The organism is Streptomyces sp. NPDC048612 (assembly GCF_043199295.1).
GTDB lineage: Bacteria > Actinomycetota > Actinomycetes > Streptomycetales > Streptomycetaceae > Streptomyces.
Window position 1 is genome coordinate 376206 of the sequence record NZ_JBICVV010000002.1, and the last position, 26963, is coordinate 403168.

Here is a 26963-nt window from a genome sequence, read left to right on the forward strand (position 1 = left end):
CGGCCCGGGCCCGGGCCCGAGTGAGGCACCGGCCGCCCCACAGCTCACCCGCCCGTCGCCCCGTGCCCCGGATACCGCCCCCGCAGCACCGCCCGTACCGGCAGCAGCGTCCCCGCCGCAACCGTCACGGCCACCACGGCGACGATCAGGGCGGCCGGACCCACCGGCAGCCGCGGCACCGTACGGGCCACCCCCAGGCCGAACGCCAGCAGCGGCACCGCGGCCACCGCGGCTCCGACGGCCAGGCCGGTCAGCGCCGTGGCCGCCGCCTCCAGCCGCATCATCCGCCGCAGGGTGCGCCGGCCCGCCCCCGCCAGGCGCAGCAGCCGCAGTTCGGGGCGGCGGCCGATCGCGATCAGCGACAGGGTGCTCAGCACCGAGATCACCGTGAAGCCGCCGATCGCCGACACCGCCGCCGCCGAGACCACTGCGGCGAGCGCCTGGTCCTCCGCCGTGACCCGGACCGGTGCGGCCGCGGTCGCCACCCGCGCGCCCGGCACCGCCGCCGTCAGCGCCGCCGCGACCGCCGCGCGGTCCGCTCCCGGGGCGGCCGTGACCAGCACCTGTGCGCCGTCCGGCGACGACCGGTGCCGGCGTAGCTCGTCCCGGGAGAGGAGGAAGTCCCCCAGGGCCAGCGACCGTTCGTAGAGCGCGACGACCCGCAGCCGGGCCGGGGCACCGTCGCCGAGGCGCAGCGTCGCCGTCGAGCCGGGCCGTACGCCCAGCGAACGGGCCCGGTCGGCGCCGACCGCGACCGTTCCGGGCCGCACCTCCCGTACGGTGCCCTCGCGCACCCCCGGGTCGAGGGTCCGCGTCAGCTGCCGCGCGGTGACGCCGAGCACCGGCAGCCGGTCGAGCCGTGGCTCCCCCAGGTCCTGATGGGCCAGCACCACCGTGCCGCGCACCACCTCCGTCGCGGCCCGCACCCCCGGCACCTCGCGGAGGCGCGCCACCGCCCCGGCCGGAAGCCCGCCGTCCGCCCGCACCACGAGGCCGGCCCGCAGCGCCTCACGGGCCTGCGCCGCCCCGGCGTGGGTGAGCGTCGCCCCCGCCGAGAGCTGGACGCCGATGAACGCGGTGACCAGCACGACGGGGGTCATTGCGGCTCCCGAACGGCGGGCCGCCGCCCGGACGTTGGCGGCGGCGAGGTAGCCGGCCGGGCCGCCGTACCGCCGCAGCGGCGCGCCCAGCACCCGCAGCGCCCCGTCCGCGATCCACGGCCCGAGCAGCGCACAGGCGCTCACCATGGTCACCGCCGCCGCCCCTGCCGCCGCCCCGGCGGCCTCCCCGCTCTGGAGAGTCGCGGTCCCCGCCGAGCTGACGCCCGCGAGCAGCAGCACCAGCCCGGTGACCTTGCGGGCCGTGCCGGGAGCCGGTTCGCGCAGTGCCTCCGCCGGCCGCAGCTTCCCTGCCCCGGCACCGGCGATCAGCGCGGCGAGGCGCGCCACCAGCACGGTCACCGCGGCGGAGACCAGGGGCGCGCACCACAGCCAGGGCGGGAGGGGGAGTTCGAGACCGGCCGGCAGCGCGCCACGCGCGTCCAGCACCCCGCGCAGCGCGAGGTAGCCGGGGCCCGCGCCCACGGCCCCCACCAGCGCCGCGGCGACCGCGACCCGCCCCACCTCCTTCCCCACCGCACCCCGCACCTGCCGCGGCGTCGCCCCGACGACCCGCAACAGCCCCAGTTCCGGGGCGCGTTGCCGGAGCGCCTGGACCACGGTCGACGCGACCACGAGCAGGGCGACCAGCACGACCGTGGCGGCCACCGAGCCGAGCATGTCCAGGAGACCCGCGCGGGCCGGTCCGGCGTCGAGGAACTCGGCGCCCCCGCGCGCGTTCCCGGTCAGGATGCCCAGGCCGGCCGTGTCCCCGCCGGCCCGCGGTCCCGCGCTCCGGGCCCCCGCCGCGTCCAGCGCCGCCCGCACCCGCGCGGCCAGCGCCTCCGTGTCCACACCGGGCCGGGCGACCACCCCGACCGCGTCCACGGCCCCCGGATGCCCGGCCAGCCGGCGGGCCTCACCCGCGGTGAAGTAGACGGCGTCCCGCGGGCCGTTGGCGACGCCGACGACGGTGTACGTCCTGTCGGCACCGTCCACCCGCAGCACCGCGCGCGCACCGTCCCGGGCCCCGCCGCCCACCACGACCTCGCCCGCACGCAGCGGCGCCCGGCCGTCCCGCAGGCCGTACGGCGCCAGCCGCGCCGCCGCCCAGGGCCGTCCGACGGCGGCCCGCCCGTCCCGCCCCACCGCGAACACCGCGTCGGGGACGGCCGCCCGCACCCCGGGCACCTTGCGCACCGTGCCGAGGGCGGCCTCCGGAACCCGTACCCGCTCGGTGAGCCCGGCCTCGACGGTCCGGGTTTCACTGCCCCACGGTGTGGCGGTGAAGCGGGTGTGCTGGTCGCCGGCCACGACGAGGTCCGCCGCCGCGTACCGCGCCACCCGCGGGTGTCCGAGCCCGGCCGAGGCGAGGGCGAGCGTGAGGGTGCCGAGCAGCAGGGAGGTGAGGGCGAGCGCGGCGAAGACGGCGGCCCAGGCCCTGCGGTGCGTACGGGCGGCGCGGGAGGCGAGAAAGCCGGTCACCCTCATGCGGCCCGTCCCCCTTCGGGCCCCGCGCACCGACCGCGCCCGCCGCCCCGCCCCGGGCACTCGCGGTCCCCGGCCGACGCCTGCCGAGCCTCGTACTCCGTCCACTCCTCCCGCTCCTCCCACTCCTCCCGTTCCTCCCGTTCCTCCCGCCCCAAGTCCCGCATGATGCGGCTGACTTCGGCGACATCGGGGCACACCACGCTCCCGGTCACCCGTCCCCCGGCAAGGAACAGCGCCTCGTCCGTCCAGGCGGCGGCGACCGGATCGTGGGTGACCATGACGACGGTGTGGCCGTCCCGGTCGACGGCCCGGCGCAGCAGGGCGAGTACGTCCCGCGCGGTGGCGGGATCGAGGGACCCGGTGGGCTCGTCGGCGAAGACGAGGTCGGGCCCGGTGACCAGCGCCCGCGCGACCGCGACCCGCTGACGCTGCCCGCCGGACAGCTCCGACGGCGCGGCGTCGCCCCGCTCCCCCAGCCCGACATCGACCAGCCCCCGCCGGGCCCGCTCCGTCCCGGCCGCGCCCCCGAGCAGCAGCGGCAGCGCGACGTTCTCCGCGACGGTCAGCGACGGCACGAGGTGGTGGGCCTGGAACACGAACCCGACGCGCTCCCGCCGCAGCCGGGTCAGCGCGGCCTCGTGGAGCGTGGACAGGTCCGTGCCGCCGATGCGCACCGTCCCCCTCGTCGGCCGGTCGAGCCCGGCGGCGCACTGCAACAGCGTCGACTTCCCCGAGCCGGACGGCCCCATGACCGCCAGGAACCGCCCCCGGGGCACCACGAGGTCCACGGGGTGCAGGGCGGCCTCCCCACGCCGGTACTCCCGGCCGACCCCCGCCAAGGTGAGCGCGTCGGGCACCGGGCCCTCCCGCCCTGCGCCGGCTGTCGCCGCACCGCGCCGCCGTCGGAACATTTCGCACGCCTCCCCGTTGGGTCGGATGGTTCACCGGACCACCGACGACGCTAGAAGGGGCGGAGCGCGGGGAGGAGAGAGCACGGTCCCGTCTTCAGGGTGCAGCGCACTCCACCACGGGCGGGGGGGGCGAGGGGCTGGGCGACGGGCGACGGGCGTCGGGGCGGACATCAGGCGGTTGCTTCGCCCCCGTTCAAGCCGTTGAAGCTCCTCAGGCCGTCCCCGGGCCCGAGCCGCCGGGCCCGAGGGCGCGCAGCCCCCGGAGCAGCAGCGTCAGCCCGAACTCGAAGTGGGCGGCGAAGTCCGTGCTGGTCAGCACCGGTAGTGCGGTGGCGAGATGGGGGTAACGGCCCGGCGTCACGGCCGCCCGCAGCCGTTCCGGGTCTGCCGGGCCGTGTTCGCCCGCGCCCTGGCGGGCGGCCTGTTCCTCCAGGGTGTGGCCGAGGGTGAAGTGGACGACGGTGAGGGCCGTCCGTGCCGCGTCCTCGGCGGTGAAGCCGGCCTCGCGCAGGACGCCGACGAGGGCGTCGGCGAAGCCGAGGGTGTGTGCGCCGGTGGCGTGCGTACCGGCGTAGACGCGGGCGCCGTCGCGGCGGGCGAGGAGCGCCGTCCGCATCCGCCGGGCCAGTTCGGCCAGCCGCTCGCTCCAGTCCGGTGACACCAGCGGCCGGTCGAGGCAGTCGGCCAGCAGCACTTCGGCCATCGCGGTGAGCAGGTCGTGCTTGGTCGCGAAGTAGCGGTACAGCGCACCGGCCCGTACGTCCATGGCCTCGGCCAGCCGCCGCATGGTGAGCGCGTCCAGCCCGGCCTCGTCCAGCAGCGTCAGCGCCACCTCGACGGTGCGCGCCTGGTCGAGCTTCGGGGGCCGGCCCCGCCCGGTGGTCGCGGCGGTCCGCTCGCCAGGAGGGCTGGACGGACTGGACGGGGTGGATGGGCTGGGGGTTGACGCGGCACTCATGGCGCTCACTATAGTGAACGGCGTTCACGTGAACACCGTTCACTAATTCGCCCGGACGAACCCGCGACGGACAAGCCGGAACGGGCAATGCCGGGACGGACATACGGGGAGGCAGCTGATGGACGCCGGAGCCGAGGGCGGGACCCAGAGGGCCCAGGGGCCCCAGGGGGCCCAGGTCGCCACCGAGGTCGATGTGCTCGTGGTGGGGGCGGGGCCGACCGGGCTGCTGCTCGGCGCCGAACTGGCGCTGGGCGGCGTACGGGTGGAGATCGTCGAACGGCGGGCCGGGGCACAGCGGGATTCCCGGGCGCTGACCCTGCATCCGCGCAGCGTCGAGCTGATGGACCAACGCGGCCTGGTGGACCGCTTCCTGGCCCAGGGGCGCCCCGTACCGGGCTGGCACTTCGCCGGGCTGGACACCCCGCTGGACTTCGGCGCGCTGGACACCCGGCACGGCTACACCCTGTTCCTCGCCCAGGCCCGCACCGAGCGGCTGCTGGCGGAGCGCGCCCGCGAACTCGGCGTACCGGTCCGGCGCGGCCACGAGGTGACGGGGCTGCGCCAGGACGACGGCGGGGACGGCGACGGGGCGGGCGGGGTCCTGGCCGAGGTGCGCGGGCCCGGCGGCGAGGTGCGGACCGTGCGGGCACGGTACGTGGTCGGCTGCGACGGCGGACGGAGCGTGGTGCGGCGGGCCGCCGGCATCGCGTTCCCCGGCACCGACGAGACCCTGACCGGCGTCCTGGGCGACTTCGCGGTGACCGACCCGGCGGCCCTCGACCGCGCGCGGGCCCATGGCGTCCTCGTCGCCCCGCTGGCGGAGCCGGGCGGCCCGGCGGAGCAGCGGGCGGACGGCCGGGCCGGGAAGCCGGCGGGCGGCCTCACCCGGATCGTCTTCGTCGACCCGCGGCGGATGCGCACCCCGTCCGCCGAGCCGGTGACCCTGGACGAGTTCCGGACCTCTCTGGCGGAGATCTGCGGGACCGACTGCGGGGTGGCGGAGCCCCGCTGGCTGTCGCGGTTCGGCAATGCGACCCGGCTCGCCGCCCGTTACCGCGCCGGGCGCGTGCTGCTGGCGGGCGACGCCGCCCATATCCACTTCCCGGCCGCCGGGCAGGGCCTCAACACCGGACTCCAGGACGCGATGAACCTGGGCTGGAAGCTCGCCGCCGAGATCAACGGCTGGGCGCCGCCCGGACTGCTCGACAGCTACCACGCCGAGCGCCATCCGGTCGGACGGGCGGTCACCGAGAACACCGAGGTCCAGACGCTGCTGCTGGAGCTGACCCTGCTCCCGCCGTATCAGCGCCCGGCCGCCGCACTGCGCACCCTGCTGACCGAACTCCTGGGCATCGATGAGGTCAACCGCCGCCTGGCCGGCCGGATTTCCGCCCTCGACACCGTCTATCCGCCCACCGCCCCTGACGCCGACCCCCTGACGGGACGGCGAATGCCGGACGTCGGCCTGACGGCGGCCGGTTCAGCGGCCGTACGCGCCCATGAGCTGCTCCCACCCGGCCGCTTCGTCCTGCTGGACCTCGCGGGCGACGCACAGCTGAGCCGGACCGTCACCACGGGCTGGGGCTCCCGGGTGACCCCCTGCCACGTCACCCGGCACGACCACCGCACCGACCTCGACGGCGTACGGGAGATCCTCGTCCGCCCCGACGGCCACATCGCCTGGGCCACCCGCACCCCGGCCCTGCCCACCCGCCGCCGCGAACGCCACCGGGCCCTGACCGGCTGGGCCGGGACGCCTGCGCAGGGGTAGCCAAGGGGGCCGCTCCCCCACCAGTGGCCCGCACCCTCACCCCGGCTGCAACGCGGCCGCGAACTGCGGCAGGGCCACCAACAGCAGTGCCGTTCCCGTCTCGATCCAGCGGTACTTGGAGCGGATGATCGCGCTGGTACGGCGGACGGAGTCCAGGAGCGGGCCGGTGGGATCGTGCGCGATACGGGCGAAGGCGTGGCTGAGGCCGTCGCCGTCCTCCCCCCGTCCGATGTGCTCGAAGTAGCCGGGGCCCGTCAGTCCGGGCTTCCGTCCCCCGCGCCGCCGGGGGGCGATGGCGGAGACGAAGCAGACGATGGCCAGCAGCGCGGTGCCGACCGCGCCCCACCACAGCACGTCCGCCTTCCAGGAGGTGGCGGCCTGCTGCGTCGCCGCGCCGCGGGTCACCGTGATGAAGGCGCCGAGCACCGCACCCATGAAGCCCAGCAGCACCGCGGCCTTGGTGTCCGCCCGTGCGATCTCCACGCCGTTGGCGGCCAGGAAGCGTTCCATCGCCGCCAGGGTCTCCGGGTGCGGCGTCCCCGCAGCGGCGCCGGGCGCGCGGCGGTCACGCAGGGTCCGGTGCGGCTGCCGGTGCAGGCGCGGAGCCGGGCGCCGGCGCGCCACGGCGGTCCCGGCCCGCGCAACCCGCTGCGGCACGGGGCGCACCGAAGGACGGCGGACGGCCGCGCGCCTCACACCGACCACTCCTTCGGCGTCCCGCGCCGGTGGCCGTTCACCCCCGGGCCCCTGGGCCCCTTGTCCGCCGGTGCTTCCTGCGACGCCGACGGTCCGGGCACCCGGCGTCCCAGTCCGGCGAGGCGGTCCCGCAGCAGCCCGGAGAGTTCCTGCCGCTCCTGCTCCGTCAACTCGCCGAGCAGTCCGGCCATTTCGTCCTGCCAGGTGGTCTCCTCCTTGAGCAGACCGCGGTGGTTCACCGTCCAGTCCAGCACCTGGCCGACCTGGTCGGGGTGCCGGACCAGCCAGAGCGCCGCCAGCGACACCGGGCCGTTGCGCACGGCCTGCTCACAGAACTGGAACTCCTCACGCCGGTTGGCGGTCCAGGAGTACGGCAGTCCGGGCCCGCCGGGCTGGCCGAGCCGCAGCTCGCCCTCCGCTTCCTGCCCGCTGATGTCCGTCACGCGGTACGTGAGGCCAAAGCCGTCCAGCTCCTGCGGTGCGGCCAGATCCTGCATGATCTCGGGCGCGCCGAGGGCCTGCCCGTCGGCCGCGTGGGCGTCCTCCAGGTGACGCAGCCGCCGGTCCAGCTCCTTGCGGACCGCGTCCCAGCCGTCCGCGGTCCGCGAGCGCACCACCTCCACCGGGTCGTGCACCCACCACAGCACCCGGAGGTCCACCGACTCCGTGCCGTAGGCGGTGGGCAGTGCCACGCTCCGGGTCCCCGACTGCTCGTGAAGCTGGACGTGGAAGGCGCTGTCGTAGCCGCCCAGCAGCCTGGGCGCGGACGACGCCGGCGCGGCCGTCTCGTCCACCGTCCCGAGCGGTACCCGCTTCCGGGAGCCCAGGACCCGGTAGGCGCCGCTGTACTCCCGCAGCACCAGGGCCCGGTCCAGGCGGCCGGACCAGCGGTGCCGCAGGATCTCCCGCCAAGGGGCCTGTGCGGCGGGGGCGTAGACGGGCTGGTTGCTGTCGGTCGTCATGACGTACTCCCGTTCGGGTGGGTGCTGCCGTTCACCGGCTGCCGTGGCTGCTCGCCGTTCCGCCAGGTGTGCAGGGCGTCCCGCACGATGTCGAGTCCGGCGAGATCGGGGACATCGGCCCGGTCGATCACGACGAAGAGGCGGAGCACCCCGTGCCGGAAGTCCGCCGCGAGCGCACTGAGCAGGGTCTCCACGGCCGTCCGCGGCAGGTCGCCCCACGTGGCCATCCGGCACCACCAGAGCACCGCGTTGCAGGTCGTCGCGAAGCGCAACTCGTCGTTGAGTGTCCGGTGGACGAGGGCGATGATCTGCGCCGCGTATTCACCGTCGTCGGCCACCTGCTCCGGGCACCACGAGGTGTTCTGGAGCAGTTGCGGGAACGTCCAGAGCGCGATGTCGGCCGAGGCTCCCTCGCCGTCCGCCCATTCCGCCAGATGCCGGAAGACCGTGGCCTGGCTGCCGGAGGCGAACAGATCGCCCAGCGCGTCGCTGACCGCCCGGTCCACGGTGTGCTCGTGCTCGTCACCCCGGCCCCCGGGCACATTCCGCAACAGCCGCATGGCCACCTCGGGACGGGAGGCACCGAAGTCCGCACCGCAGGCGTAGGCGACGGTGGAGCGCACCTGCCAGCTCTGCTGCGCGCTCCACCGGCTGAGGCGGTATTTGACCTCGCGGGCCAGGACGGGATCGCCGGCCGCCATGCCCAGCGCGTACGCGGCGATGGCGCGGCTGCTCCGGCGCGAAGACCTGGCGAGGGTGCCGATGTGTTCGAGAGCCCGGCGACCCCCGCCCCAGCCGGCGGCCCGGCCCATCACCCGGCCGACCGGTTCGGTCAGCTCGTGCTCGTTCTTGAGGTCCGCCATCCACTCGGTCAGCAGACCGGAGAGGTGTCCGTACTCCCGCCAGACATGCCGCAGCACGGCCTCCGCCTGCCGGTGACGGGTGAAGCGCACCGCCTCCACGGCATAGGTGTAGCCGGAGTTGGAGCGGATCTCCCGGGGGCGGCGCTCTGCCCGGACACTCCACAGGAGTTCGTCCAGCGATCGCCGGAAGACGAACTGCGGATTGGGCCGCGGCTTCCGTTCCTGGTCCCGCCGCCCGTCCTCGTCGGAGCGGTCGGCGCCCTCGGGCAGTACGGAACTGAGCCGCCCGTCCGCCAGGCGCAGCAGCCGTTCCGCCTCCTCCCGCACGATCCGGTGGTCCAGTCCCTCGAACACGCAGGTCGCGAGGAGGAAGGCGAGCCCGTCGGCGTCGTCCCGCAACTGGGCGAGCAGGTCCGGCACCTCACCCTCCGCGAGGAAGCTCAGCCTCTTCTGGATGTCGGCGAGGTCCGGCCCGCCGTCCCCCGCTGTGGCCACCGCGCCTACCAGCTCGGCCACCTGGGCCGGCACCAGCTCCGGGGCGAGCAGCTCGTCCAGCAGGCTGGGCGCCAGCAGGCCCAGCCGCCGGGCGCGCTCCGACGGGTCCGGCACCGCGTCCGCGAAGCGGGCGTCGAACACCGCCCGCGCGGCCGGCGGCGTACACCGGACGGGGGTGACATGAAGCTCCCGCGACAGGCGCCGGACCAGCTCCGGGGCGTCCGGCAGCACCACCACCATGCGGGCGTCGGCCGTGCTCAGCAGGCTCTGGAGATGGCGGACCATCCCCGGCTTCAGGGGGTACTCGGGAAGCAGCCCGTCCACCAGATAGCCGCGGGTGTCACGGTGCCTGGGGCGCCAGGAGGCGAGGTTCATATCGCCGTCGACCGCCCGCAGGCTCATGCTGCCGCCGCTGTGCCGGTGCAGCAGGTTGAGCGCCGCGGTGCGGCGGCCGGTACCGGGCTCGCCGGTGAGGAAGAGCAGCCGGCTGTCGAGTTCGGCGAGGGCCGTGGGGAACCAGTCGGGCTCCGCGAACCCGGCCTTGGCGTCGAGGATCTCGACCGCCGAGATGGGCCCCTCGTGCGCCTCGACCCGCCGCCCGCCGGTACCGCTTCCGGTGGCGCCGCCACGGTTCTCCACCCGCTGGCCGCCGTGCACGGAGCCGGTGTTGATGTTGGCGTGCGGGGCGACGATCACCGGGTACGGCTGACGCCCGAACGGCAGACCGCTGGACTCCCCGCCGTGGAGCGCGTACTCCACCGCCGCCTCGTCGAAGTCCCCGTCGTCCAGGTCCGCGAAGCCGATGTCGCCCTCCGGCGGCTCCCCGGCCGCTGCCTGCGGTTCCGGTTCCTCGCGAGACGCCCCCTCGCTCTGCTGCGGGTTGTCCCGACGCGCTTCCTCGGCGCTCATCGGCGGCCCTCGTGCTTGTCGCCATGGACCGTGTCGCCCTGGTTGCCGTGCACCGTGCCGGCCTTGTTGCCGCCGACGTAGTCCCCACCGAAGCGGTCGCCACCGACGTAGTCGCCGCCGATGTAGTCGCCCCCGGTCTCGACGTTCTGAACGCTCTGACCGCCATACACGGTCCCGCTGTTGATGTTCCCGCGGTCGGCCCGGTTCCGGACCTGCGGGGCGGCGGCCCGGCGCGCGGCGCCCCGGGAATCCTCCGCGGGTTCGCCGCGCCCGGACTCGTGGTCCTCGACCACCCGGTCCCCGAGGATGCGGCGGTCGTAGAGATTGCCCGACGGCGCCGGGACATACAGCCAGGCCGCCTGGTCGAACTGCTTGCCCTCGACGGTGGCCGGTACCTGGAGGAAGTGGTCGGGGTGCCGCCCGGTGTAGCCGCTCACCACCGCGTCCTGGTAGCAGCGGTCGGAGAGGATGGCTGCGACCTGGGTGATGTTGGCGCTGGAGGCGGCCAGCATGGCCTTGACCGGGCGGGAGTCGAGCAGTCGGTGGGTATCGTTCCGCGGGGTGCCGTTGCCGTCGTACTCCTGCCCCGCGTCGGGCAGCGGCCCGATGTGCAGGCTCACCCTGAGCCGGATGCGCACCGCGCCCGTGGAGTGCAGATGGAACTCGGTCAGCACGTCCTGGAGGGTGCTCAGCCAGGGGTGGATGACGAACGGCATCCTCGCCGGGTCGAACCCGAAGACATACCCGTCGCCGGTGGAGTCGGGGAACCGCCGCTCCGCCCAGACCTCGGCGATGCCGGCCCGCTCGAACGAGGTCTGGAGAAGCCGCGGAATGGCCCGGCTGATCGCACCGTGCTCGATGGCCGGATATCCGGTGAAGTCCTTGGCATCGACCGCCACGATGCCCCGGTAGGGCGGCAGCGAACGGCTGCGGGAGTAGGGCTGGGCGCTGGCTTCGGGCAGGTCCGGGCGGGACGATGACATCGGAACTCCTTGGCTTTCCCGTGCGGTCTTCACCGGGTTCATGGCCGGGCGACGGGCCGTCATGAACCGGGGCTGAATCCGTCGTTCAGCTCCGGACACGAGTCTCGCGAGCAACGGTTGCCCGGTGTGCACCCGCAGTGCAGTGACGGCGTGACGCGCACCACACCAGACGGGACGTCAGCTGCCGGGAGCGGCGGCCATCCGGCGCAGGGCGGTCAGATCGCCGAGGACGATGCTTTTCCGTCCAGTCCGCACCTCGCAGGACTCCAGCTCGGCGAGCGTCGACGAGATCGTGTTACGGGAAATACCCAGGTACTGGGCCAGTTCATGACGGGTGAGCGCCAGCTCCAGCGGCTCGGCGGGGCGGCCGCCCGTCTGCCCGGCGATATCGGCGAGCCCCACCAGGGTGGCCGCCAGCCGGGTCAGGGTGTCACCACCGCCGCGGGCTTCGTCCGACTCCCGCATCCTGGTGAAGGCGTACCGCACCAGCACCGGGAACAGGTCGTGGTCCGCGACGAACCGCAGGAACTCCGCCTTGCCGACGACCCCCACGGTGCACGCCGAGATCGTCTCCACGCTCGCCGACCGTACGTCGTCGTCCAGCACCGCGACCTCGCCCAGCAACTCCCCCGGCCCCCGGAACGCCAGCAGGGTGAGGTCCCCGTTCCGCTCGCGCCGGAGGACCTTGGCGACGCCGCTCAGCACGGCCAGTACATGCGTCCCGGGCTCGCCCTGACGGAGCATCATGGTTCCGGCCGGGTGGCGGCGTTCGTAGGCCTGGTCCAGGAGGTGCCGCCAGACCGTGTCGCCCACGAAGTGCCGCAGTGTCCGGCCTGCCGCGACCGGCGCTCCCCCTTCGCGCTCACCCATGTGCCGAGCCTAGAAGAAGTCCTCCCGCCGTGTCGGCGGAAGGCGGTGGGACGGGAGCCGGCCCCCGGCCGGCTCCCGTCCCACCTCAGCCTCCTGGCCTCCTAGCCCCCCTCAGCCGCGCCTCAGCCCGCGCGGACCGGGCGCCCCTGCCGTCCCGGGCGTCCCGGGTTTCCCGCGTTCACCGGGTCCAGGGGGTGCGCGCTCGCCGGGCTCGCGGGCCGGTCCCGGCGCTCCGTGCCGTTCGTGTCCTGTGGGGTCTCCGGGTAGTCGGAGTGATCCAGGCTGTCGGACGGGTCGGCGCTGCCCGTGGTGTCCCGGGTGCCGGCTTCGTCGGCACGGCCCGGGGTGTCGGAGGCATCCGAGTCATCCGCGCGGTCCGGGCGGTCGGAGCTGTCCTGCCGGTCGGAGCTGTCCTGACCGTCGGAGGTGTCCTGACCGTCGGAACGGTCCGGGCTGTCCGAACGGTCCTGGTCGTCGCGACGATCCTGGTCGTCACCACGGTCCTGATCGTCACGACGGTCCTGATCGTCACGACGGTCCTGGTCGTCGCGGCGGTCCTGGTCCTCGCCGCGGTCCTGATCGTCACGGCGGTCCTCGTCGGCGGAGGGGACGGGTTCCCGGGGGCCGTTCGCGCTCAGCTGGAGGCTGCCGAACTTCGCGGTGCGCCAGCCACGGGCGGGCACGACGGTCACCACGGAGCCGGTGCAGTCACGGCCGTTGTAGAGGACGAGGTCGGTGGGGGTGTCGTTGTCCACCTCGCCGTAGCCGTCCCCCACTCCGTAGCAGTGGTCGTCGCCGGGGTCGAGGATCTCGTGCGGCCGGTTCTCGGGCCGGGTGTGGTACGTGATGACGCCGGTGACGGCATGCGCGCCGGAGGGAGCGAACGCGACGAGCCCCCCGGTGAGAGCCAGCGCCCCAAGGAAAGCGGTCTTGCGTCGCACAGTCGGAACTCCTGTCAGCCATGGCGGCGGGCCGGTCCAGGTCAGGCCCATACGAAAGGTCGCCATGTGGGGTTCCCGACCGCCTCACGGGATATTCCGGTCTCATCGGATATTCACCATGCAGCAGGACATTCCCTACGCCGAGTCAGTCCTCCCGGGGCGGCCGGACGCTGCCCAGCCAGAGGACGTCGCGGGCCCGGGTCATGGCGACGTAGAGCTGACTGCGGGCCAGTTCCGCGCGCTCGTGGGCGGTTTCCGCGGGGGCGCGTCCGTCCGGGGCGCCCATGGGCAGATGGGCGTCGTGCCGCGGCAGATAGACGCGCTTGAACTCCAGGCCCTTGGCACGGCGGTAGCTGCCGAGTTTGACGGCCTCGACCGGTTGCCCGTCGTAGCGGTCCAGCAGGCAGACCGGCAGGCCTGCCCGGGTGAGGAGGCGCTGGTAGTGCTCGATGGCGCGCTTCGAGGGGCACAGGACGGCGGAGCCGGCCAGCTCCTGCGGGGTCAGGCCGCGCAGCACGGTCAGCAGCGCCTCGTCGTGCGCGTCGGGGGTGGGCAGGACGGCGCGCTGCACCTCGCCGTCGTGGTAGGTCAGATCGATGTCCCGCCGCCCCGGGGTGCGCAGCCCGTCGAGGTCCTCGAAGGAGTCGTCGGCCACCACGGCGAGCGCGGTGTCCACGATCTCCTTGCTGTTGCGGTAGTTGGCGCACAGCACCTGGCCGCGGTCGCCGCGGATGTCGATACCGGCGTCCGAGAGCCGGAACCCGCCCGGGTAGACGGCCTGTTGACCGTCGCCGACCAGGAGGAGGCCGTTGGGGGCGTCGCCCACCAGGGCATGCAGCAGACGCAGGCCGACGAGGGTCAGGTCCTGGACCTCGTCCACGACGACGGCGGTGTAGGCGCTGTGGCCGGTGCGGCCGGCCGCCTCGGCGAGCGCGAGGGAGAGCACGTCGTTGAAGTCGTGGACGGCGCGCTCGGTGCGCTGCGCCTCGTACGCCTCGTAGAGGGACCAGACGGCCTGGCGGTGCGGGCGGCGCAGACCCGCGCGGCGGCGACGGCGCGGGAGCGCGGCGTACTCCTCGAAGGTGGTGAGGCCGCGGCCCTTGATGACGTAGTCGATCTCTTCCCGCCAGTACGGGTGCTGCGGATCGATCTCGGTCAGACAGCTGTTCCGGCCGACGTGCTTCCAGGCGAGGCTGAAGGCCGTCTCCGCCTTCTCCCCGTGCAGGTGGACCGGGACGCCGCGGTCGCGCAGATACTCCTGCGCCCAGGAGTGCAGGCTGCGGAAGTCGACCCGGTCGGCCACCGCCGGGGCCATGATCTTCAGGAAGGTGGCCTGGACGCGCGGCAGGTTGTTGGCGAACGTGACGTACAGGACGCGGCTGTTGGTGCGCTGGGCCAGGTAGGCGGCGCGGTGCAGGGCGATGACCGTCTTACCGGTGCCGGCCGGGCCGCTGATCCGGGCCGGACCGGCCCAGTTGCGCCGTACGAGCGCGAGCTGGTCGGGGTCGAGGAAGGTCATCCACTGCTCGATGGGGGCCCGGCGCGCCTCGTCGAGCGCGGCCTCCCGCAGCCCGTCGAGATCGAAGAGGCCGTCGGCCCCGTCCGCCCCGCCGGCCTCCGGACGGGAGGCCGCGGACGCGCTGCCGACGGACGCGGTACCGACGGACGCGCTGCCGACGGACGCGCTGCCTTCGCTGGGCGGGACCTCGGCCGCCGGCGGGGTCTCGTACTCCGGGAAGGCCCGCTCCAGGTGCTCGGCGAGGGCGCGGACGGACTGCGCCGACAGCCGGGTGCGCTCCGACAGCAGCGCCGGGCCTATCTCGCGCTCCCCCAGCAGCCGCACCCGGCCCAGCTCCGCGTCGACCCGGTGCCCCGCGAAGGCCAGCAGCGGCCGCACCGCCACCGGCGACATGCCCAGCGACGCCACCGCGCCCTCCGCGGCCTTGGTGACCGCCAGCAGCTTGCGGCGGTGCTCGTCGCGGGAGAAGCCCCCGGCCCGCAGCCGGCCGCCGGAGGTCTCCGGCGCGGCCCGCCAGTTCTTGACGTCGATGACGAAGACCCCGCCGGGGCCGATCAGCAGCATGTCCACGTTGGCGGCGCGGGTGCCCGGCCAGCGCCGGTCCACGAGCAGCCGCCAGCCCCGCTCGGTCAGCATCAGCAGCTGGGCGGCGACCCGCCGCTCCCCCTCGCCCGCCGCCTCCCAGCGCTCGGCCCGCTGCCGGGCGGCCTGCCACTGCTCCCGTAACAGGCGCTCCTGCCGACGGGCCTGCTGCGCCCGCCGCGCCGCCGAAGCCCCGGCCGACCTGCCCGCCGCACTCCCTGCCGCCATCGTCCGCCCCCTCACCGCTCGCCCCCGTAGGCATGGGCCAAGAACCCTAGGCCGAGGTCACATGACACGGAAGTGCGCACGGGAGGGGCACGGGCGCATGGCGCGGAGGTCCGCGGTGAGGCGGGTTACGCGTGGGACTTGGCGAACTCCACGAGCCCGGCGAACCCCTGACGCGACAGGGCCAGATGCGGGCCGTTCGGGTCCTTGCTGTCACGGACCAGGAACTCACCGGTGGACGCCGCATGCTCAGGCGCCCACTCGATGCACTGCCCGCCGTTGTCGCTGTACGAGGACTTGAACCAGCGGAGGGATTCGGTCACGAGATGCCCTTTCGTAAGTCATTGATCATGGTCACGGACGCCGCTTGGGAAGGGGCATCGGCCTGTAGCTGATGGTAGGCCGTCAGTATCGGCAACACCGAGCTACTTTCCCGCTCAAGATGGCCCCGTTGGGCCGACTCGGCGTAGGACATGAGCGAGCGGTCCGGCAGCGTCAGCACCGTGATCGGCAGGTGGAACGGTCGCCGCTCCCCCATCTCGAACGGGGCGACATGAACCACAGTGTTCGGCAGCTCGGCGAACTCAAGCAATCGCGCCAACTGTGCCTCCATGACGGCTTTTCCGCCGATGGGACGCCTGATGCAGCTTTCGTCGAGCACCGCGAAGACCAGCGGCGGGGGCGTACGGACCAACGCCGCCTGCCGTTCCGCTACGAGCGACACCCGTTCGTCCGCCTGTTCTGGCGTGATGGCTCCGCGCCTGACATGACTCCCCGCGAGCACCGACGCGTACTCCGGGGTCTGGAGCAGACCAGGAATGATGCCCACCTCATACAGCCGGATCTCCGCCGCACGGCCCTCGTGGCTGACGTACTCCGGGAATCCCTCCAACAGGCTGCCGTGGCGGATCTCGCGCCACTGACGCTCGAACGTGTCCACGGTGCCTTCGGTGCCGAAGGTCCGGTCGGCACTGCGCGAAAAACGCAGAGTAGGGGGTTTCCGTGCAGTTTCGACCGCCGAGACGTGCGTACTGGAATACCCCATCAGCTCGGCGAGTTCGTCCTGCGTCCAGCCGCGCGCTTCCCGTGAGCTGCGCAGGCGCGCCCCGAAGGCTGCTTGCGGACTGCTGTCCGGCGTCAACTCCTTGCGGTTCACAGAGCTTTCACCAACGCTTCCCCCTCCTTCGACAGGTTGAGTAGCTCCCGACTCTAGGTCACTCTGGCCGCCCTTGGTAGTGGAATGACTACGGAGAGGAGCGGGCGTTGAGTGGTCCAGAGGATGCATCGGTGGACGTCGGCTTACCGGAAGACGCGGACCCGGAGGGCCCCGAACGGGCCGATGGCGACGACGGCGACAGCGACAGCGACAGCGACAGCGACAGCGACAGCGACAGCGAGACCCTCACGCGTCTTCGTGTGCGGATGCACCAGGACTACGCGCGGTGGCAGCGCCACGGACACCTTGGGAGGTCGCTGTGACGTGCACGACGTGCGAGATCTTGCGGGCCGAGCTGGCGGCGGCCGAGCGGGACGGTGACCGGTCGAGGGCCGTCGACTGCCGGGTGTTGCTGCGGCGGCATCCTGAGCACGACGACGTGCGGGCGGAGGGGAAGGCCGAGGGGAAAGGGGAGCCGTGAGGCCCCCGGGCTCGGAGGAGAAGGCCGCCACGGAGCCCTACGCCGGTACGCCGTACGAGGCGAGTCCCGAGGGGTGGTGGACGAGGCACGGTGGAGCGCTGGATGTGGAATCCGGGGTGGTCTACCTCCCGCCCGGTCCCGGCCTGCCGCCGTGCCCCGTCCCGGAGTGCCGGTGCTACCCGGCCCGCACGGCCGACCGGAAGAGCCGGGCCGCCGACGTGCCCAGCCCGGTCGGCGCGCCCAGGCGGCCCGGCGATCCTGCCGGGTGGCGCAGATCGGACGGCCGGTAGCGGCGGCAGTCGCGGTGCCAGATGAGGATGCCGGCCATCCAGTGCTCCAGCTCGCGGACATAGCCGTCCAGCGCCTCGCGCTCCTCCGGCGAGAGCTGGAAGTCGTCGCAGACGACGGGGAGTTCGTGGGCCGCGACATGCTGGAACTCGCGCATCCGCGAGGTCATGAGGTCGTGGACGATGGCCTGCGCGGTCGGCTGGTCGCAGTCGAAGAAGGTCTGGACGACCAGGATGCCGTTGTGGACCTCGCCCTCGTACTCGATCTCCTTCTGGTAGGAGAAGACGTCGTTCATCAGGCCCGCGTAGTCGGCGGCGGCGTTCTCCAGTGCGCGCAGCGGGCCGGAGCGGTAGATCTCCGGCGGGATCTGCCGGGCGTGGGCGAGCCGGCTCAGGCTCATGGTGAGGTCGGCGCCGAAGGTCGCCCGGCGCATCTCGACGTAGTCGACCGGGTCGGGGACGCGGTGCTGGATCTGGTTGCCGATCTCCCAGAGCCAGCTGGCCGTCATGGTGTCGACGGAGACCCGGAACGCCTCGCGCGCCTCGGGTGCCAGACCGACCGTCGTACGCCGCCACAGGTCGGCCAGGCCGCGTTCGAGGGCGTTGACCGGCTCCGGTACGGGCGTCGCGGCGTCGAGCGGCATGCAGGCCGACAGCCGCTCGGTGCACACCTTGGCCGCGGCGAGGTCGCGGGTGCGGCCGAAGACCGCAGGGTAGTAGTCGTCGGCGTAGGTGCCCCAGGCCAGCCAGGCGGCGGTCAGGTCCAGTTGCTCCGGGGTGGCGTCCGGGTGGATGCCGGCCGCGCACAGCGCCAGGTCGTGCCGGATCATCGCGGGCTCGTCCCAGAGGTCGGAGAGCGGGACACCGGGCTGGGGGCGGAGGAGGCCCATCCGGTGCGCCCACGCGATGACGCGGCTGCGGGCGCCCTCCAGGTGCGGGCTGAGCGTGGTCGTGAACGGCATGAAGAAGTCGGGGAGTCGGGAGGGTCCGGTCTTCTGGTGCGGGACGTGGGTGCCGCTGCGGAGGCGGAGCGCACCGGCCGTGGCCGGCGCGGTCGTGAGGTCCGCCGCCGAGGTGCCGAGGCCACCGAGGGCGAACGGCGACCAGGGCTGCGCGGTGCCGGCCGCGGTGCCGCCGCCGTTCATGTAGCGGCTGGAGCGCAGGTGCCACTCGTGGCCGCCGGCCTGCCAGTCCTGGAGTCCCTTGGCGTAGGCCAGCACCTTGGCACAGGACTCCGGGTCGAGCCCCTTCTCCAGGAAGAGGGCGGGGAGTTCGGCGAGGACGGTGTTCTCGAACTGCTGGAGCCGGGAGGTGATCAGATCGTTGACGGCGTCCGCCGCCTCCTGGGTGGTGCAGTCCAGGAAGGTCTCCAGTACGAGGACGCCGTTGCTCAGCTCGCCCTCCTCCTCCGTCTCCCGCTGGTAGGAGAAGAGGTCGTTGCGCAGGTGGACGCCGTCGGAGAAGGTGTCCCGCAGCACCCGCAGCGGGCGGGAGGCGGCGACGGAAGCGGGTACCTCGGCGCCGGTCGCGTACTCCACCAGGCCCGCCGACCAGGGGGCGCCGCCGACCTTGCGGCGCATCTCGATGTACTCGACGGGGTTGGGCACCCGGTGGATGTCGATATTGGACAGTTCCCACAGCGACTCGTTGAGCAGGTGCTCGGTGCTCTCGGCGAACCGCCGCCGCCAGTCCAGGGACATCCGCGGCACGGTGCGCTTCCACAGGTCGGCGAGCCCGGCCTCGACCGGGTTGGCCGGCTCCGGGAGGGGCGTGGCCAGATCCATCGGCATGAAGGCGGGCAGCCGGTCGAGGTAGGCCTTGCCGCCCTTGCGGTCCAGTGTCCGCTTGAACGTCTCCAGGAAGTGGTCGTCGAAGAAGAAGACCCAGACGTACCAGTCGGTGACGAGGGAGAGCGCGTCGGCGTCGCAGTCCGGGTGGGTGTAGGAGCACAGCAGCGCGTAATCGTGGGCGTCGAGGTCCCGCTGCTCCCAGATGCCCGAGCCCTCCAGCATCCCCATGTCACGGGCCCACTTCCCGGAGTGCGTACGCGCCGTCTCCAGGTGCGGGTTCAACCGCGCCGGATGGGGCGTGTAGAAGTGGGGCAGTTCAAATGGCTGTGTCACCGGTGCCGGCCTCTTCCCATACGTACGGAAGGAAGGCGCCCTGAACCACGCCCCCCTTGACGGGGCAGCGCTACCCCCGGGGTCGGCGCCTTAGGCCTTCTGGAGGAGGAGCTTCCGCCTCCCCTCCGCTTCGGTCCGGAGTGGCCCGAAGCGGGCTCATTTCTCGCTTACTTGTGGCACTTTTCTTTCGCCGGGGATGTTGGTCCGGGTGTCGGTCGGGGCGCTGGTCCGGGCGTCGGTCCGGGCGTCGGTCCGGGCGTCGGTCCGGCCGTTCGCCGCGGTCCGCAGAGCGAGGGCGGCCAGCGCCTCCGGGGCACCGGCCTGGCCGCGGATGCCGGGGAAGGCGTTGATGTCGACGATGAGGGGCGCGCCGCCCCCGGCGTCGAGGACGTCCACCCCGTAGACGTCCAGGCCGAAGACCTCGCCGACACGGAGCGCCGCGGCGGTCCAGGCCGCGGGCAGTTCGGCGGACGGCAGCGGCAGGGTCGGGCCGCGGCCGTCCGGGGCCAGCTCCGAGCGGCGCAGCGCGGCGAAGAGCTGCCCGTCGACCACCCACAGCTTGTGGTCCCAGCCGCTGTTGGGGGTGAAGTCCTGGACCACCACCGGCTCTTCGGCCCAGTCGGCGGCCAGTTCCCGCAGCCGTACGGCGCTGTCGGCGCGGGCCACCAGGTCGCCGCGGCGGCTGAACCGGCTCTTGAGCACCAGCGGGCCGCCCGGTGCACCGGCCGCGGCCAGCTCCCCGACGGTGGCCACGGCGCGGGTCGCGGCGAACGGCAGCCCGGCCGCGCGGGCCACCTCGGCCATCGCCACCCGGTCCTGGCACCGGGCGGTCGCCGCCGCCGAGTTGAGCACCGGCGCGCCGTGCTCCTCCAGGAGCGCGGCGAGCGCCAGCGCCCGGGGCGTCCGCGCCTTGAGGAGATAGACATCGGCGAGCGAGGAGAGGCCGGGGCCCGGCCCCGCGGCGCCCGGGTCCAGCGTCTCGACCCGGTGCTCCGGCGTCAGCAGCCCGGTGACCGCGGCCAGCAGCGGGTGTCCGGGGTCCGCGGTGACCAGACAGACCCTCACCGGCCGCCCCCGAGCGGCGCCACGGACCGGACGGGACGGGGCACGGACGGAACGGACGGCACGGAGGGCGCGGAGGGCGCGGACGGCGCGGACGGCGCGCTGGACGGGGATGCCGGAGCGACGGGCACGGCCGCCACGCCCTCCGGCACGAGGCCCCCTACGGCTTCCCCTACGGCGCCCCCTACGGCCTCCCGTACGGGCACCTCCCCCACGGAAGCCCCCCGCCCCCTCGCTCCCCTACGGGCGAGGTCCAGCACCGCCGCGGACACCCGGGCGACGGCGTCCGGGACCTGGCGGAAGCTGGGGAAGTCGTTGATGTCGACGACCACCGGGCCGTCGGGGCCGAGCAGGATGTCGACTCCGTAGAGGTCGAGGCCGAAGACCTCGCCGATCTCGGCGGTGATCCGGGCGATCTCCGGCGTCAGCGGCACCTGCCGTTCGCGTACCGCGTGCGCGGGGTGGAGCGGGGAGCGCCGCTCGGTGGCGTACAGCTCACCGGCGACGCTGTAGACCTTCAGGTCCGTACCGGAGTTGGGCACATAGGGCTGGGCGATCAGCAGCCCGCCGGTCGCCCCGTCCTCGCCCGCCGGGCCGCCCGGCCGCTCCGGCTCCCGCAGCCGGTCCGGCGTCGCCACCAGCCGGACGGCGCGCCCGGAACTGCCGTCGGCGGGCTTGACCACGAGCGGGAACTCCGCCGCCGCGACCTCCGCGAACTCCTCGGGACGCGCCGCCGCATACGTCACGGGGACCGGCAGCCCCTTGCTGCGGGCGATCACCGCGGCCAGCGCCTTGTCCCGTACGCCGCGGATGGCCCGGACGTCGTTCACCGTGGTCAGCCCGACGGAAGCGGCCGCCTCCAGGAGCGTCAGCCCCGGGCCGCCGGAGACGGTCTTCAGGACCCAGGCGTCGTGGCTGCCCGCCCGTATCGCCTCGGATATCCGGATCAGCGAGCGGCCCGGCCACACCACGTCCACCCGGTGGCCCCAGGAGCGGAGTTGGCGGACCACCTCCAGCGGCATGCCGTCATGGCGGTACTGCTCCTCCACCAGGAAGCAGAGTCTCATCGGGGCACCCTCGTCATCGCCGCACGTCCACCGTCCGTCCGGCAGATCCTGGACCCACCAGGATTCCATGCGGCCCCCGCCGGGGGCGGAGGGCCCACGCGCCCGGCCACGCCCCGCCCACCGGCGACGGGCGGCCCGCGCCCGGTGTCGCTACCGTGAGGCGACCGCGACGGAGCGGGCCCGGGAGGACCGGGGAGCCATCGGGAGGCCCAGTGACCCACAAGGCCGTGCCCTTCGACGACCTCGACCGCAAGATCGTTGCGGCGCTGATCGACAACGGCCGGGCGAGCTTCGCGGAGATCGGTGCGGCGGTCGGACTGTCGTCGACCGCCGTCAAGCGGCGGGTGGACCGGATGCGGGAGAACAACGTGATCACGGGGTTCACCGCCACCGTCCGCCCGGCCGCGCTGGGCTGGCTGACCGAGGCGTATGTCGAGGTCTACTGCGACAGCGCGGCGCCGCCCCGGCGGCTGGCGGAAGTGGTGCGCAACCACCCGGAGATCGCCGCCGCGATGACCGTCACCGGGGGCGCCGATGCGCTGCTGCACGTACGGGCGACCGATGTGGAGCACTTCGAGGAGGTGCTCGAACGCATCCGGACCGAGCCGTTCATCCGCAAGACGATCAGCTACATGGTGCTGTCCCATCTGCTGCCCGACAGCCCGGAGGCGGGCGCCCGGCGGTCCTCGGAAGGGACCGCGGGCTGAGGCGACCCCCGACGCAGCACCTTGCGCAGCAAAGCTGCGTTTCGGGTGAAGAACACGCAGGATTGCTGCGCCGCTGAGCAGCATTTGTTTCTTGTGACCGGAATCCCCTGCTCCTTACCGTGGAACCACCCCGGGTGACGCTCTGTGACCCCGGGTGACCCCGCACCTTGGAAGCGAAGGGACCGTCCCGTGCCGATGAGTCGTGTCTCGCGCCCCCGGCGCTATCTGGTCTGCGAACCCAGACACTTCGATGTGCAGTACGCGATCAACCCCTGGATGCGCGCGGACGTGCCGGTGGACACCGCGCTCGCCGCGCGCCAGTGGGAGACGCTGATGGGCACCTACCGCGCGCACGGCCACACCGTGGAGACCGTGCCCCCGGTGGCCGGTCTGCCGGACATGGTGTTCGCGGCGAACTCCGCGCTCGTCGTGGGCGGCCGGGTCTTCGGCTCGCACTTCCACGCACCACAGCGGCGCCCGGAGTCCACCGAGTACGAGACCTGGTTCAAGGCGGCCGGATACGACGTCTACCGGCCGGAGTCGCTGTGCGAGGGCGAGGGCGACCTGGTGCCGGCCGGCCGCTTCATCCTGGCGGGCACCGGTTTCCGCACCACCCCGGCGGCGCACCGCGAGGTGCAGGAGTTCTTCGGCGTCCCGACGATCGGCCTCCAGCTGGTGGACCCGTACTTCTACCACCTGGACACCGCGCTGTTCGTCCTGGAGGAGTCGCCGAAGACCGGTGAGGCGAACGTCGCCTACTACCCCGAGGCGTTCTCGACCGGCAGCCGTGAGGTGCTGCGGCGGCTGTTCCCCGAGGCGGTGCTCGCCACCCGGGAGGACGCCATGGCCTTCGGCCTCAACTCCGTCTCCGACGGCCGCCATGTCTTCGTCGCCCCGCAGGCGACCGGCCTGATCGCGCAGCTCGGCGCGCACGGCTACGTCCCCGTCCCCGTCGACCTGTCGGAGTTCCACAAGGCCGGCGGCGGCATCAAGTGCTGCACCCAGGAGATCCGCTGATGACCGCTCCCACCCGTACCGTCCCGGCCCAGGCTCCCCGTTCGTCCGCGGAGCTGATCCAGGCCGAGAGCCCGGTCCTGGCGCACAACTACCACCCGCTGCCGGTGGTGGTGGCGCGCGCCGAAGGGGTCTGGGTCGAGGACGTCGAGGGGCGCCGCTACCTCGACATGCTGGCCGGCTACTCGGCCCTCAACTTCGGCCACCGCCACCCGGCCCTCATCGAGGCCGCGCACCGCCAGCTCGACCAGCTCACCCTCACCTCACGGGCGTTCCACAACGACCGGCTCGCCGGCTTCGCCGAAGGACTCGCCGGACTGACCGGCCTGGACATGGTCCTGCCGATGAACACCGGCGCCGAGGCGGTGGAGAGCGGCATCAAGGTCGCCCGCAAGTGGGCGTACGACGTCAAGGGCGTCCCGGCGGACCGGGCCACGATCGTGGTGGCGGGCGGCAACTTCCACGGCCGGACGACCACCATCGTCGGCTTCTCCGACGACGACACCGCCCGCGTCGGCTTCGGCCCCTTCGCCCCCGGCTTCCGCACCGTCCCCTACAACGACCTCGCCGCGCTGGAAGCGGCCCTGGACGAGACGACGGCCGCCGTGCTGATCGAGCCCATCCAGGGCGAGGCGGGCGTCCTGATCCCCGACGACGGCTACCTCACCGGCGTCCGCGAGCTGACCCGGCGCAACAACTGCCTGTTCATCGCCGACGAGATCCAGTCCGGGCTGGGCCGCACCGGCACCACCCTCGCGGTCGAGCACGAGTCCGTGGTGCCGGACATGCTGCTGCTCGGCAAGGCGCTCGGCGGCGGCATCGTCCCGGTCTCCGCGGTCGTCGCCCGCCGCGAGGTGCTCGGTGTGCTCGGCCCCGGCCAGCACGGCTCGACCTTCGGCGGCAACCCCCTGGCGGCCGCGGTCGGTTCGGCCGTGATCGAGCTGCTGGCCACCGGCGAGTTCCAGCGCCGCGCCGCCACCCTGGGCGAGCAGCTGCGCACCGGACTGGCCGCCCTGGCCGGCAAGGGCGTGACGGGCTTCCGCGCCCGCGGCCTGTGGGCCGGTGTCGACATCGACCCCGCCCTGGGCACCGGCCGCGAGATCAGCGAACGTCTGCTGAAGGAAGGCATCCTGGTCAAGGACACCCACGGCTCGACGATCCGGCTCGCCCCGCCGCTGACCATCACCGAGGAGGAACTGGCCTCGGCCCTGGGCAGCCTGGAGCGGGCGCTCGGCTAAGGACGGCGGTCCCGGAAGACAGGGCGCGGCCCCGGCGGTTCGTTCACCGCCGGGGCCGCGCGGGCGTCTCGGGATCAGCCGCGGTGCGGCGGCGCCTCCGTGGACGCGGATGCGGATGCGGACGTGGACGCCGCCGCCGTGGCCGTGGCCGTGGGCCGCCCGGCCGTCGCCGCGGCCGGCCGGTCCTCGGGGGCCGGGGCCACCGCGCCGTTGTGCTGCGCGGTCCAGCCGTCCAGGGCGGTGCGGCAGGCGTGGTCCAGGTGCCGCAGGTCCGTCAGGTCCAGCTCGACGGGCCGGTCACCGGGCAGCGCCTCCAGCGCGTCCAGGATCTTGGGCAGCCGCAGGAAGGTCGCGTTGCCGCTGAGCGCGACGAGCGTCCGTCCGCCCGTCAGCTCCCGCACGTCGATCTGGACATGGGAGGTCTCCCAGGCGGTCTTCACGACGGCCAGCAGCAGGCCGAGCAGCACGCCCTCGAACATGTTGGTGAAGACGATCGCGCCCGCGGTCACCCCGAGGATCACCGCCTCGCCCCGGTGCTCCCGCCACAGCTGCGGCAGCTGCCGTACGGGCACCAGCTTCGCCCCGGCGTGCACCAGGACGGCGGCGAGCGCGGCGAGCGGGACGACGCCGAGGGCCGCCGGGAGCAGCGCCGCGAAGACCAGCAACCAGACGCCGTGCAGCACCCGGGAGGCCTTCGTCCGCGCCCCGGCCTGCACATTGGCCGCACTGCGGACGATCACCGCGGTCATCGGCAGGGCACCGAGCAGCCCGCAGACCGTGTTGCCCGCGCCCTGCGCCATCAACTCCTTGTCGTAGTCCGTACGGGCCCCGGTCATCCGGTCCACCGCCGCGGCGCTGAACAGGCTCTCCGCGGAGGCGATGAGGGCGAAGGCGAGCACGGTGCCGAGGACGGACAGCTGGGCCAGTCCGCCGAGTTCACCGGCGCCGGGCGGCTGGATCGACGCCAGCAGGCCGTGCACCTCCACCTTGGCGATCGGCAGCGCGAACACCGCGGTGACCAGGGTGGCGACGGCGATGGCCACCAGCGGCCCCGGCACCAGGCGGACCTTCGCGGGCAGCCGCGGCCACAGCACGAGCAGGCCGAGGGTGCCCACGCCGACCGCGAACGCGGTGAGGGCCTCGGGGCTGGTCGCGATCGAGGCGGCGAGACCGGGCAGCCCGGTGATCTTGGCGAGGCCGGTGCCGGGCTGGTCGGCGTCGGCCAGGGCGTAGACCTGGCCGAGGATGAGGATCAGCCCGATCCCGGCCAGCATGCCCTGGACGACGGCGACCGAGATCGCGCGGAACCACCGGCCGCAGCGCAGCGCGCCGAGAGCCAGCTGCAGCAGTCCGGCGGCGAGCACGATCGCGCCCAGGGCGGCGAGGCCGAATTGCTGCACGGCCTCGTGGACGAGCACGGTGAGTCCGGCCGCGGGGCCGCTGACCTGGAACGAACTGCCGGGCAGACAGCCGACGACGATGCCGCCGACGATGCCGGTGATCAGCCCGAGTTCGGCCGGCACGCCGGAGGCGACGGCGACACCGACGCACAGCGGGACGGCGACGAGGAAGACGACGAGGGAAGCGAGGACATCACGGCGGAGGGTGCCGGGACTGAGCCCGGGGAGCTTGGCGGTGGTGCGTTGGAGCGCGGTGAGCATGGGTCTCTCCGAGGGGGTGCGTGGGGCGGGACGGACGGCGGGCCGGTCGGGCGACGGGTAGGGCCGGCGCCCGCTCACAGCGCCTCGAAACGCCCCGTCTCCGGCCGGTGCCGGCGCACGGCCCCCGTGTGCACCTCGTAGAACCAGACGTCCAGGGACAGCCGCCCGGCGGCGAGGCCCTCCGCCACGCACGGGTAGGACCGCAGCCGCTCCGCCTGTGCCAGCGCGTGCCGCTGGACGGCGTCGGCGAGTTCCGGCGTGCCGGCGTCCGGCCCGGCGCCGCCCGGGAGGTCCGGTGCGGCGTTCTCCAGCCAGCCCCGGACCGCGGGCACCCCGGTCAGGTCCTCCCCACGGACCAGCGCACCGACCGCCCCGCAGTGTGAGTGGCCGCACACCACGATGTGCGCCACGCCCAGGACCTGTACGGCGTACTCGATAGTGGCGGCCTCCCCCGCGGGCCGCTCGGGTCGGTACTCGGGAACGATGTTGCCCGCGGTGCGCAGTTCGAACAGATCGCCCGGTGCCGCCCCGGTGATCAGTGCGGGCACGACCCGCGAGTCGGAGCATGTGACGAACAGCGCCTGCGGCGACTGCCCGGCTCCGAGCCTGCGGAACTCCTCGCCGCGCTCGGCGCAGCGGCTCTCGAAGGAACGGGCGTGCGCGGTGAGTTGTTGCATGGTGGCCTGCCTCCTACTCGCCCCCGTGGGGCGCGTGGTGTGGTCGGGTCATGGGTGGCGCGGCCGCCGCCTCGACGGTGAGACGGCGGTGTGCCCCGGCGCGGGACGGCTCCCGTGCCGGGCGCGCTCCCTGAGCACGTGGGCCACCCTCGCGCACCCTTCCTGAAGGCAACCTGAAGCCCACCGGACGCCGGGTGTCGCGGCCCGCGGGCCGGCC

General features: G+C 73.8%; 23 protein-coding genes. 6 read left to right on the top strand and 17 right to left on the bottom strand.

The window, feature by feature from the left end; all coding sequences use genetic code 11:
- Positions 1 to 44: 44 nt before the first annotated feature.
- The 3 genes from ACGFN2_RS04925 to ACGFN2_RS04935 all read right to left on the bottom strand — a co-directional run bounded on the left by ACGFN2_RS04925 (position 45) and on the right by ACGFN2_RS04935 (position 4457).
- A complete protein-coding gene (locus tag ACGFN2_RS04925; RefSeq protein ID WP_393357586.1) occupies positions 45 to 2588 on the bottom strand; it encodes an FtsX-like permease family protein in 2544 nt (847 codons plus the stop codon).
- Complete coding sequence (locus ACGFN2_RS04930) at positions 2585 to 3499, bottom strand: ABC transporter ATP-binding protein (protein ID WP_393357589.1); 915 nt, start codon at positions 3497 to 3499, stop codon at positions 2585 to 2587. The genes ACGFN2_RS04925 and ACGFN2_RS04930 overlap by 4 nt, the downstream gene beginning before the upstream one ends.
- Before the next feature lie 211 nt (positions 3500 to 3710).
- On the bottom strand, positions 3711 to 4457 hold the full coding sequence (locus ACGFN2_RS04935) for a TetR/AcrR family transcriptional regulator (RefSeq protein ID WP_393357591.1): 747 nt from the start codon (positions 4455 to 4457) through the stop codon (positions 3711 to 3713).
- A gap of 118 nt (positions 4458 to 4575) precedes the next feature.
- On the opposite strand from ACGFN2_RS04935, the gene ACGFN2_RS04940 reads away from it, so the two are divergent.
- Complete coding sequence (locus ACGFN2_RS04940; protein WP_393357593.1) at positions 4576 to 6228, top strand: FAD-dependent monooxygenase; 1653 nt, start codon at positions 4576 to 4578, stop codon at positions 6226 to 6228.
- A 36-nt stretch (positions 6229 to 6264) separates the two neighbouring features.
- Here ACGFN2_RS04940 and ACGFN2_RS04945 read toward each other — a convergent pair whose 3' ends face one another.
- From ACGFN2_RS04945 to ACGFN2_RS04985, 9 genes are all read right to left on the bottom strand, one after another.
- The gene (locus ACGFN2_RS04945; protein ID WP_362603776.1) at positions 6265 to 6885 is read right to left on the bottom strand and encodes a Pycsar system effector family protein; all 621 of its coding nucleotides are present in this window, start codon (positions 6883 to 6885) and stop codon (positions 6265 to 6267) included.
- Between the two features lie 35 nt (positions 6886 to 6920).
- Positions 6921 to 7886 (bottom strand): hypothetical protein, encoded by a 966-nt coding sequence (locus tag ACGFN2_RS04950; protein ID WP_362603778.1) that lies wholly within the window; start codon positions 7884 to 7886, stop codon positions 6921 to 6923.
- Complete coding sequence (locus tag ACGFN2_RS04955; protein ID WP_393357596.1) at positions 7883 to 10153, bottom strand: hypothetical protein; 2271 nt, start codon at positions 10151 to 10153, stop codon at positions 7883 to 7885. Before ACGFN2_RS04955 ends, ACGFN2_RS04950 begins: the two co-directional genes overlap by 4 nt.
- Positions 10150 to 11136: a hypothetical protein gene (locus tag ACGFN2_RS04960; RefSeq protein WP_393357598.1), complete on the bottom strand. Its 987-nt coding sequence runs from the start codon at positions 11134 to 11136 to the stop codon at positions 10150 to 10152. Before ACGFN2_RS04960 ends, ACGFN2_RS04955 begins: the two co-directional genes overlap by 4 nt.
- A gap of 177 nt (positions 11137 to 11313) precedes the next feature.
- Positions 11314 to 12006 (bottom strand): Crp/Fnr family transcriptional regulator, encoded by a 693-nt coding sequence (locus ACGFN2_RS04965; protein WP_393357600.1) that lies wholly within the window; start codon positions 12004 to 12006, stop codon positions 11314 to 11316.
- Between the two features lie 122 nt (positions 12007 to 12128).
- A complete protein-coding gene (locus ACGFN2_RS04970; RefSeq protein ID WP_393357602.1) occupies positions 12129 to 12947 on the bottom strand; it encodes a chitin-binding protein in 819 nt (272 codons plus the stop codon).
- 145 nt (positions 12948 to 13092) lie between these two features.
- Positions 13093 to 15276 (bottom strand): UvrD-helicase domain-containing protein, encoded by a 2184-nt coding sequence (locus ACGFN2_RS04975; protein ID WP_393357604.1) that lies wholly within the window; start codon positions 15274 to 15276, stop codon positions 13093 to 13095.
- A gap of 125 nt (positions 15277 to 15401) precedes the next feature.
- Positions 15402 to 15596, bottom strand: a complete 195-nt coding sequence (locus ACGFN2_RS04980; RefSeq protein WP_393357606.1) for a DUF397 domain-containing protein — start codon at positions 15594 to 15596, stop codon at positions 15402 to 15404.
- Entirely contained in the window at positions 15593 to 16429 is an 837-nt protein-coding gene (locus ACGFN2_RS04985) for a Scr1 family TA system antitoxin-like transcriptional regulator (RefSeq protein ID WP_393357608.1), read from the bottom strand. Before ACGFN2_RS04985 ends, ACGFN2_RS04980 begins: the two co-directional genes overlap by 4 nt.
- Before the next feature lie 131 nt (positions 16430 to 16560).
- Here ACGFN2_RS04985 and ACGFN2_RS04990 point away from each other — a divergent pair, with 131 nt between their 5' ends.
- Both ACGFN2_RS04990 and ACGFN2_RS04995 read left to right on the top strand, forming a co-directional pair.
- Positions 16561 to 16752, top strand: a complete 192-nt coding sequence (locus ACGFN2_RS04990; RefSeq protein WP_393357610.1) for a hypothetical protein — start codon at positions 16561 to 16563, stop codon at positions 16750 to 16752.
- Positions 16749 to 16910, top strand: a complete 162-nt coding sequence (locus ACGFN2_RS04995; protein ID WP_362603798.1) for a hypothetical protein — start codon at positions 16749 to 16751, stop codon at positions 16908 to 16910. The genes ACGFN2_RS04990 and ACGFN2_RS04995 overlap by 4 nt, the downstream gene beginning before the upstream one ends.
- Before the next feature lie 175 nt (positions 16911 to 17085).
- Here the strand turns inward: ACGFN2_RS04995 and ACGFN2_RS05000 are convergent, their stop codons facing one another.
- The 3 genes from ACGFN2_RS05000 to ACGFN2_RS05010 form a co-directional block, all read right to left on the bottom strand.
- Positions 17086 to 19320 (bottom strand): germacradienol/geosmin synthase, encoded by a 2235-nt coding sequence (locus ACGFN2_RS05000; protein ID WP_393357612.1) that lies wholly within the window; start codon positions 19318 to 19320, stop codon positions 17086 to 17088.
- Between the two features lie 156 nt (positions 19321 to 19476).
- Positions 19477 to 20385: a RimK family alpha-L-glutamate ligase gene (locus ACGFN2_RS05005; RefSeq protein ID WP_393357614.1), complete on the bottom strand. Its 909-nt coding sequence runs from the start codon at positions 20383 to 20385 to the stop codon at positions 19477 to 19479.
- Entirely contained in the window at positions 20382 to 21449 is a 1068-nt protein-coding gene (locus ACGFN2_RS05010; RefSeq protein WP_393357616.1) for a RimK family alpha-L-glutamate ligase, read from the bottom strand. Before ACGFN2_RS05010 ends, ACGFN2_RS05005 begins: the two co-directional genes overlap by 4 nt.
- A gap of 212 nt (positions 21450 to 21661) precedes the next feature.
- Between ACGFN2_RS05010 and ACGFN2_RS05015 the strand changes: the two genes are divergently transcribed.
- The 3 genes from ACGFN2_RS05015 to rocD all read left to right on the top strand — a co-directional run bounded on the left by ACGFN2_RS05015 (position 21662) and on the right by rocD (position 24408).
- The gene (locus tag ACGFN2_RS05015) at positions 21662 to 22156 is read left to right on the top strand and encodes an Lrp/AsnC family transcriptional regulator (protein WP_362603805.1); all 495 of its coding nucleotides are present in this window, start codon (positions 21662 to 21664) and stop codon (positions 22154 to 22156) included.
- A gap of 195 nt (positions 22157 to 22351) precedes the next feature.
- A complete protein-coding gene (ddaH, locus tag ACGFN2_RS05020) occupies positions 22352 to 23173 on the top strand; it encodes a dimethylargininase (RefSeq protein ID WP_393358001.1) in 822 nt (273 codons plus the stop codon).
- Positions 23173 to 24408, top strand: coding sequence for an ornithine--oxo-acid transaminase (gene rocD / locus ACGFN2_RS05025; RefSeq protein WP_393357619.1), 1236 nt, complete (start codon positions 23173 to 23175; stop codon positions 24406 to 24408). Before ddaH ends, rocD begins: the two co-directional genes overlap by 1 nt.
- Positions 24409 to 24482: 74 nt before the next feature.
- On the opposite strand, the gene ACGFN2_RS05030 is transcribed toward rocD, so the two are convergent.
- Both ACGFN2_RS05030 and ACGFN2_RS05035 read right to left on the bottom strand, forming a co-directional pair.
- Positions 24483 to 26069, bottom strand: a complete 1587-nt coding sequence (locus ACGFN2_RS05030) for a SulP family inorganic anion transporter (RefSeq protein WP_393357621.1) — start codon at positions 26067 to 26069, stop codon at positions 24483 to 24485.
- A gap of 74 nt (positions 26070 to 26143) precedes the next feature.
- Positions 26144 to 26746 carry a carbonic anhydrase gene (locus ACGFN2_RS05035; protein WP_393357623.1) on the bottom strand — a complete coding sequence of 201 codons (603 nt, stop codon included), beginning with the start codon at positions 26744 to 26746 and terminating at the stop codon, positions 26144 to 26146.
- Between the last annotated feature and the right edge of the window lie 217 nt (positions 26747 to 26963).

Excerpts from the sequence above, each read along its gene's own strand:
- ACGFN2_RS04925 (WP_393357586.1), bottom strand. The coding sequence starts at position 2,588 with ATGAGGGTGACCGGCTTTCTCGCCTCCCGCGCCGCCCGTACGCACCGC.
- ACGFN2_RS04930 (WP_393357589.1), bottom strand. The coding sequence starts at position 3,499 with ATGTTCCGACGGCGGCGCGGTGCGGCGACAGCCGGCGCAGGGCGGGAG.
- ACGFN2_RS04935 (WP_393357591.1), bottom strand. The coding sequence starts at position 4,457 with ATGAGTGCCGCGTCAACCCCCAGCCCATCCACCCCGTCCAGTCCGTCC.
- ACGFN2_RS04940 (WP_393357593.1), top strand. The coding sequence starts at position 4,576 with ATGGACGCCGGAGCCGAGGGCGGGACCCAGAGGGCCCAGGGGCCCCAG.
- ACGFN2_RS04950 (WP_362603778.1), bottom strand. The coding sequence starts at position 7,886 with ATGACGACCGACAGCAACCAGCCCGTCTACGCCCCCGCCGCACAGGCC.
- ACGFN2_RS04955 (WP_393357596.1), bottom strand. The coding sequence starts at position 10,153 with ATGAGCGCCGAGGAAGCGCGTCGGGACAACCCGCAGCAGAGCGAGGGG.
- ACGFN2_RS04960 (WP_393357598.1), bottom strand. The coding sequence starts at position 11,136 with ATGTCATCGTCCCGCCCGGACCTGCCCGAAGCCAGCGCCCAGCCCTAC.
- ACGFN2_RS04965 (WP_393357600.1), bottom strand. The coding sequence starts at position 12,006 with ATGGGTGAGCGCGAAGGGGGAGCGCCGGTCGCGGCAGGCCGGACACTG.
- ACGFN2_RS04975 (WP_393357604.1), bottom strand. The coding sequence starts at position 15,276 with ATGGCGGCAGGGAGTGCGGCGGGCAGGTCGGCCGGGGCTTCGGCGGCG.
- ACGFN2_RS05010 (WP_393357616.1), bottom strand. The coding sequence starts at position 21,449 with ATGAGACTCTGCTTCCTGGTGGAGGAGCAGTACCGCCATGACGGCATG.
- ddaH (WP_393358001.1), top strand. The coding sequence starts at position 22,352 with ATGAGTCGTGTCTCGCGCCCCCGGCGCTATCTGGTCTGCGAACCCAGA.
- rocD (WP_393357619.1), top strand. The coding sequence starts at position 23,173 with ATGACCGCTCCCACCCGTACCGTCCCGGCCCAGGCTCCCCGTTCGTCC.
- ACGFN2_RS05030 (WP_393357621.1), bottom strand. The coding sequence starts at position 26,069 with ATGCTCACCGCGCTCCAACGCACCACCGCCAAGCTCCCCGGGCTCAGT.
- ACGFN2_RS05035 (WP_393357623.1), bottom strand. The coding sequence starts at position 26,746 with ATGCAACAACTCACCGCGCACGCCCGTTCCTTCGAGAGCCGCTGCGCC.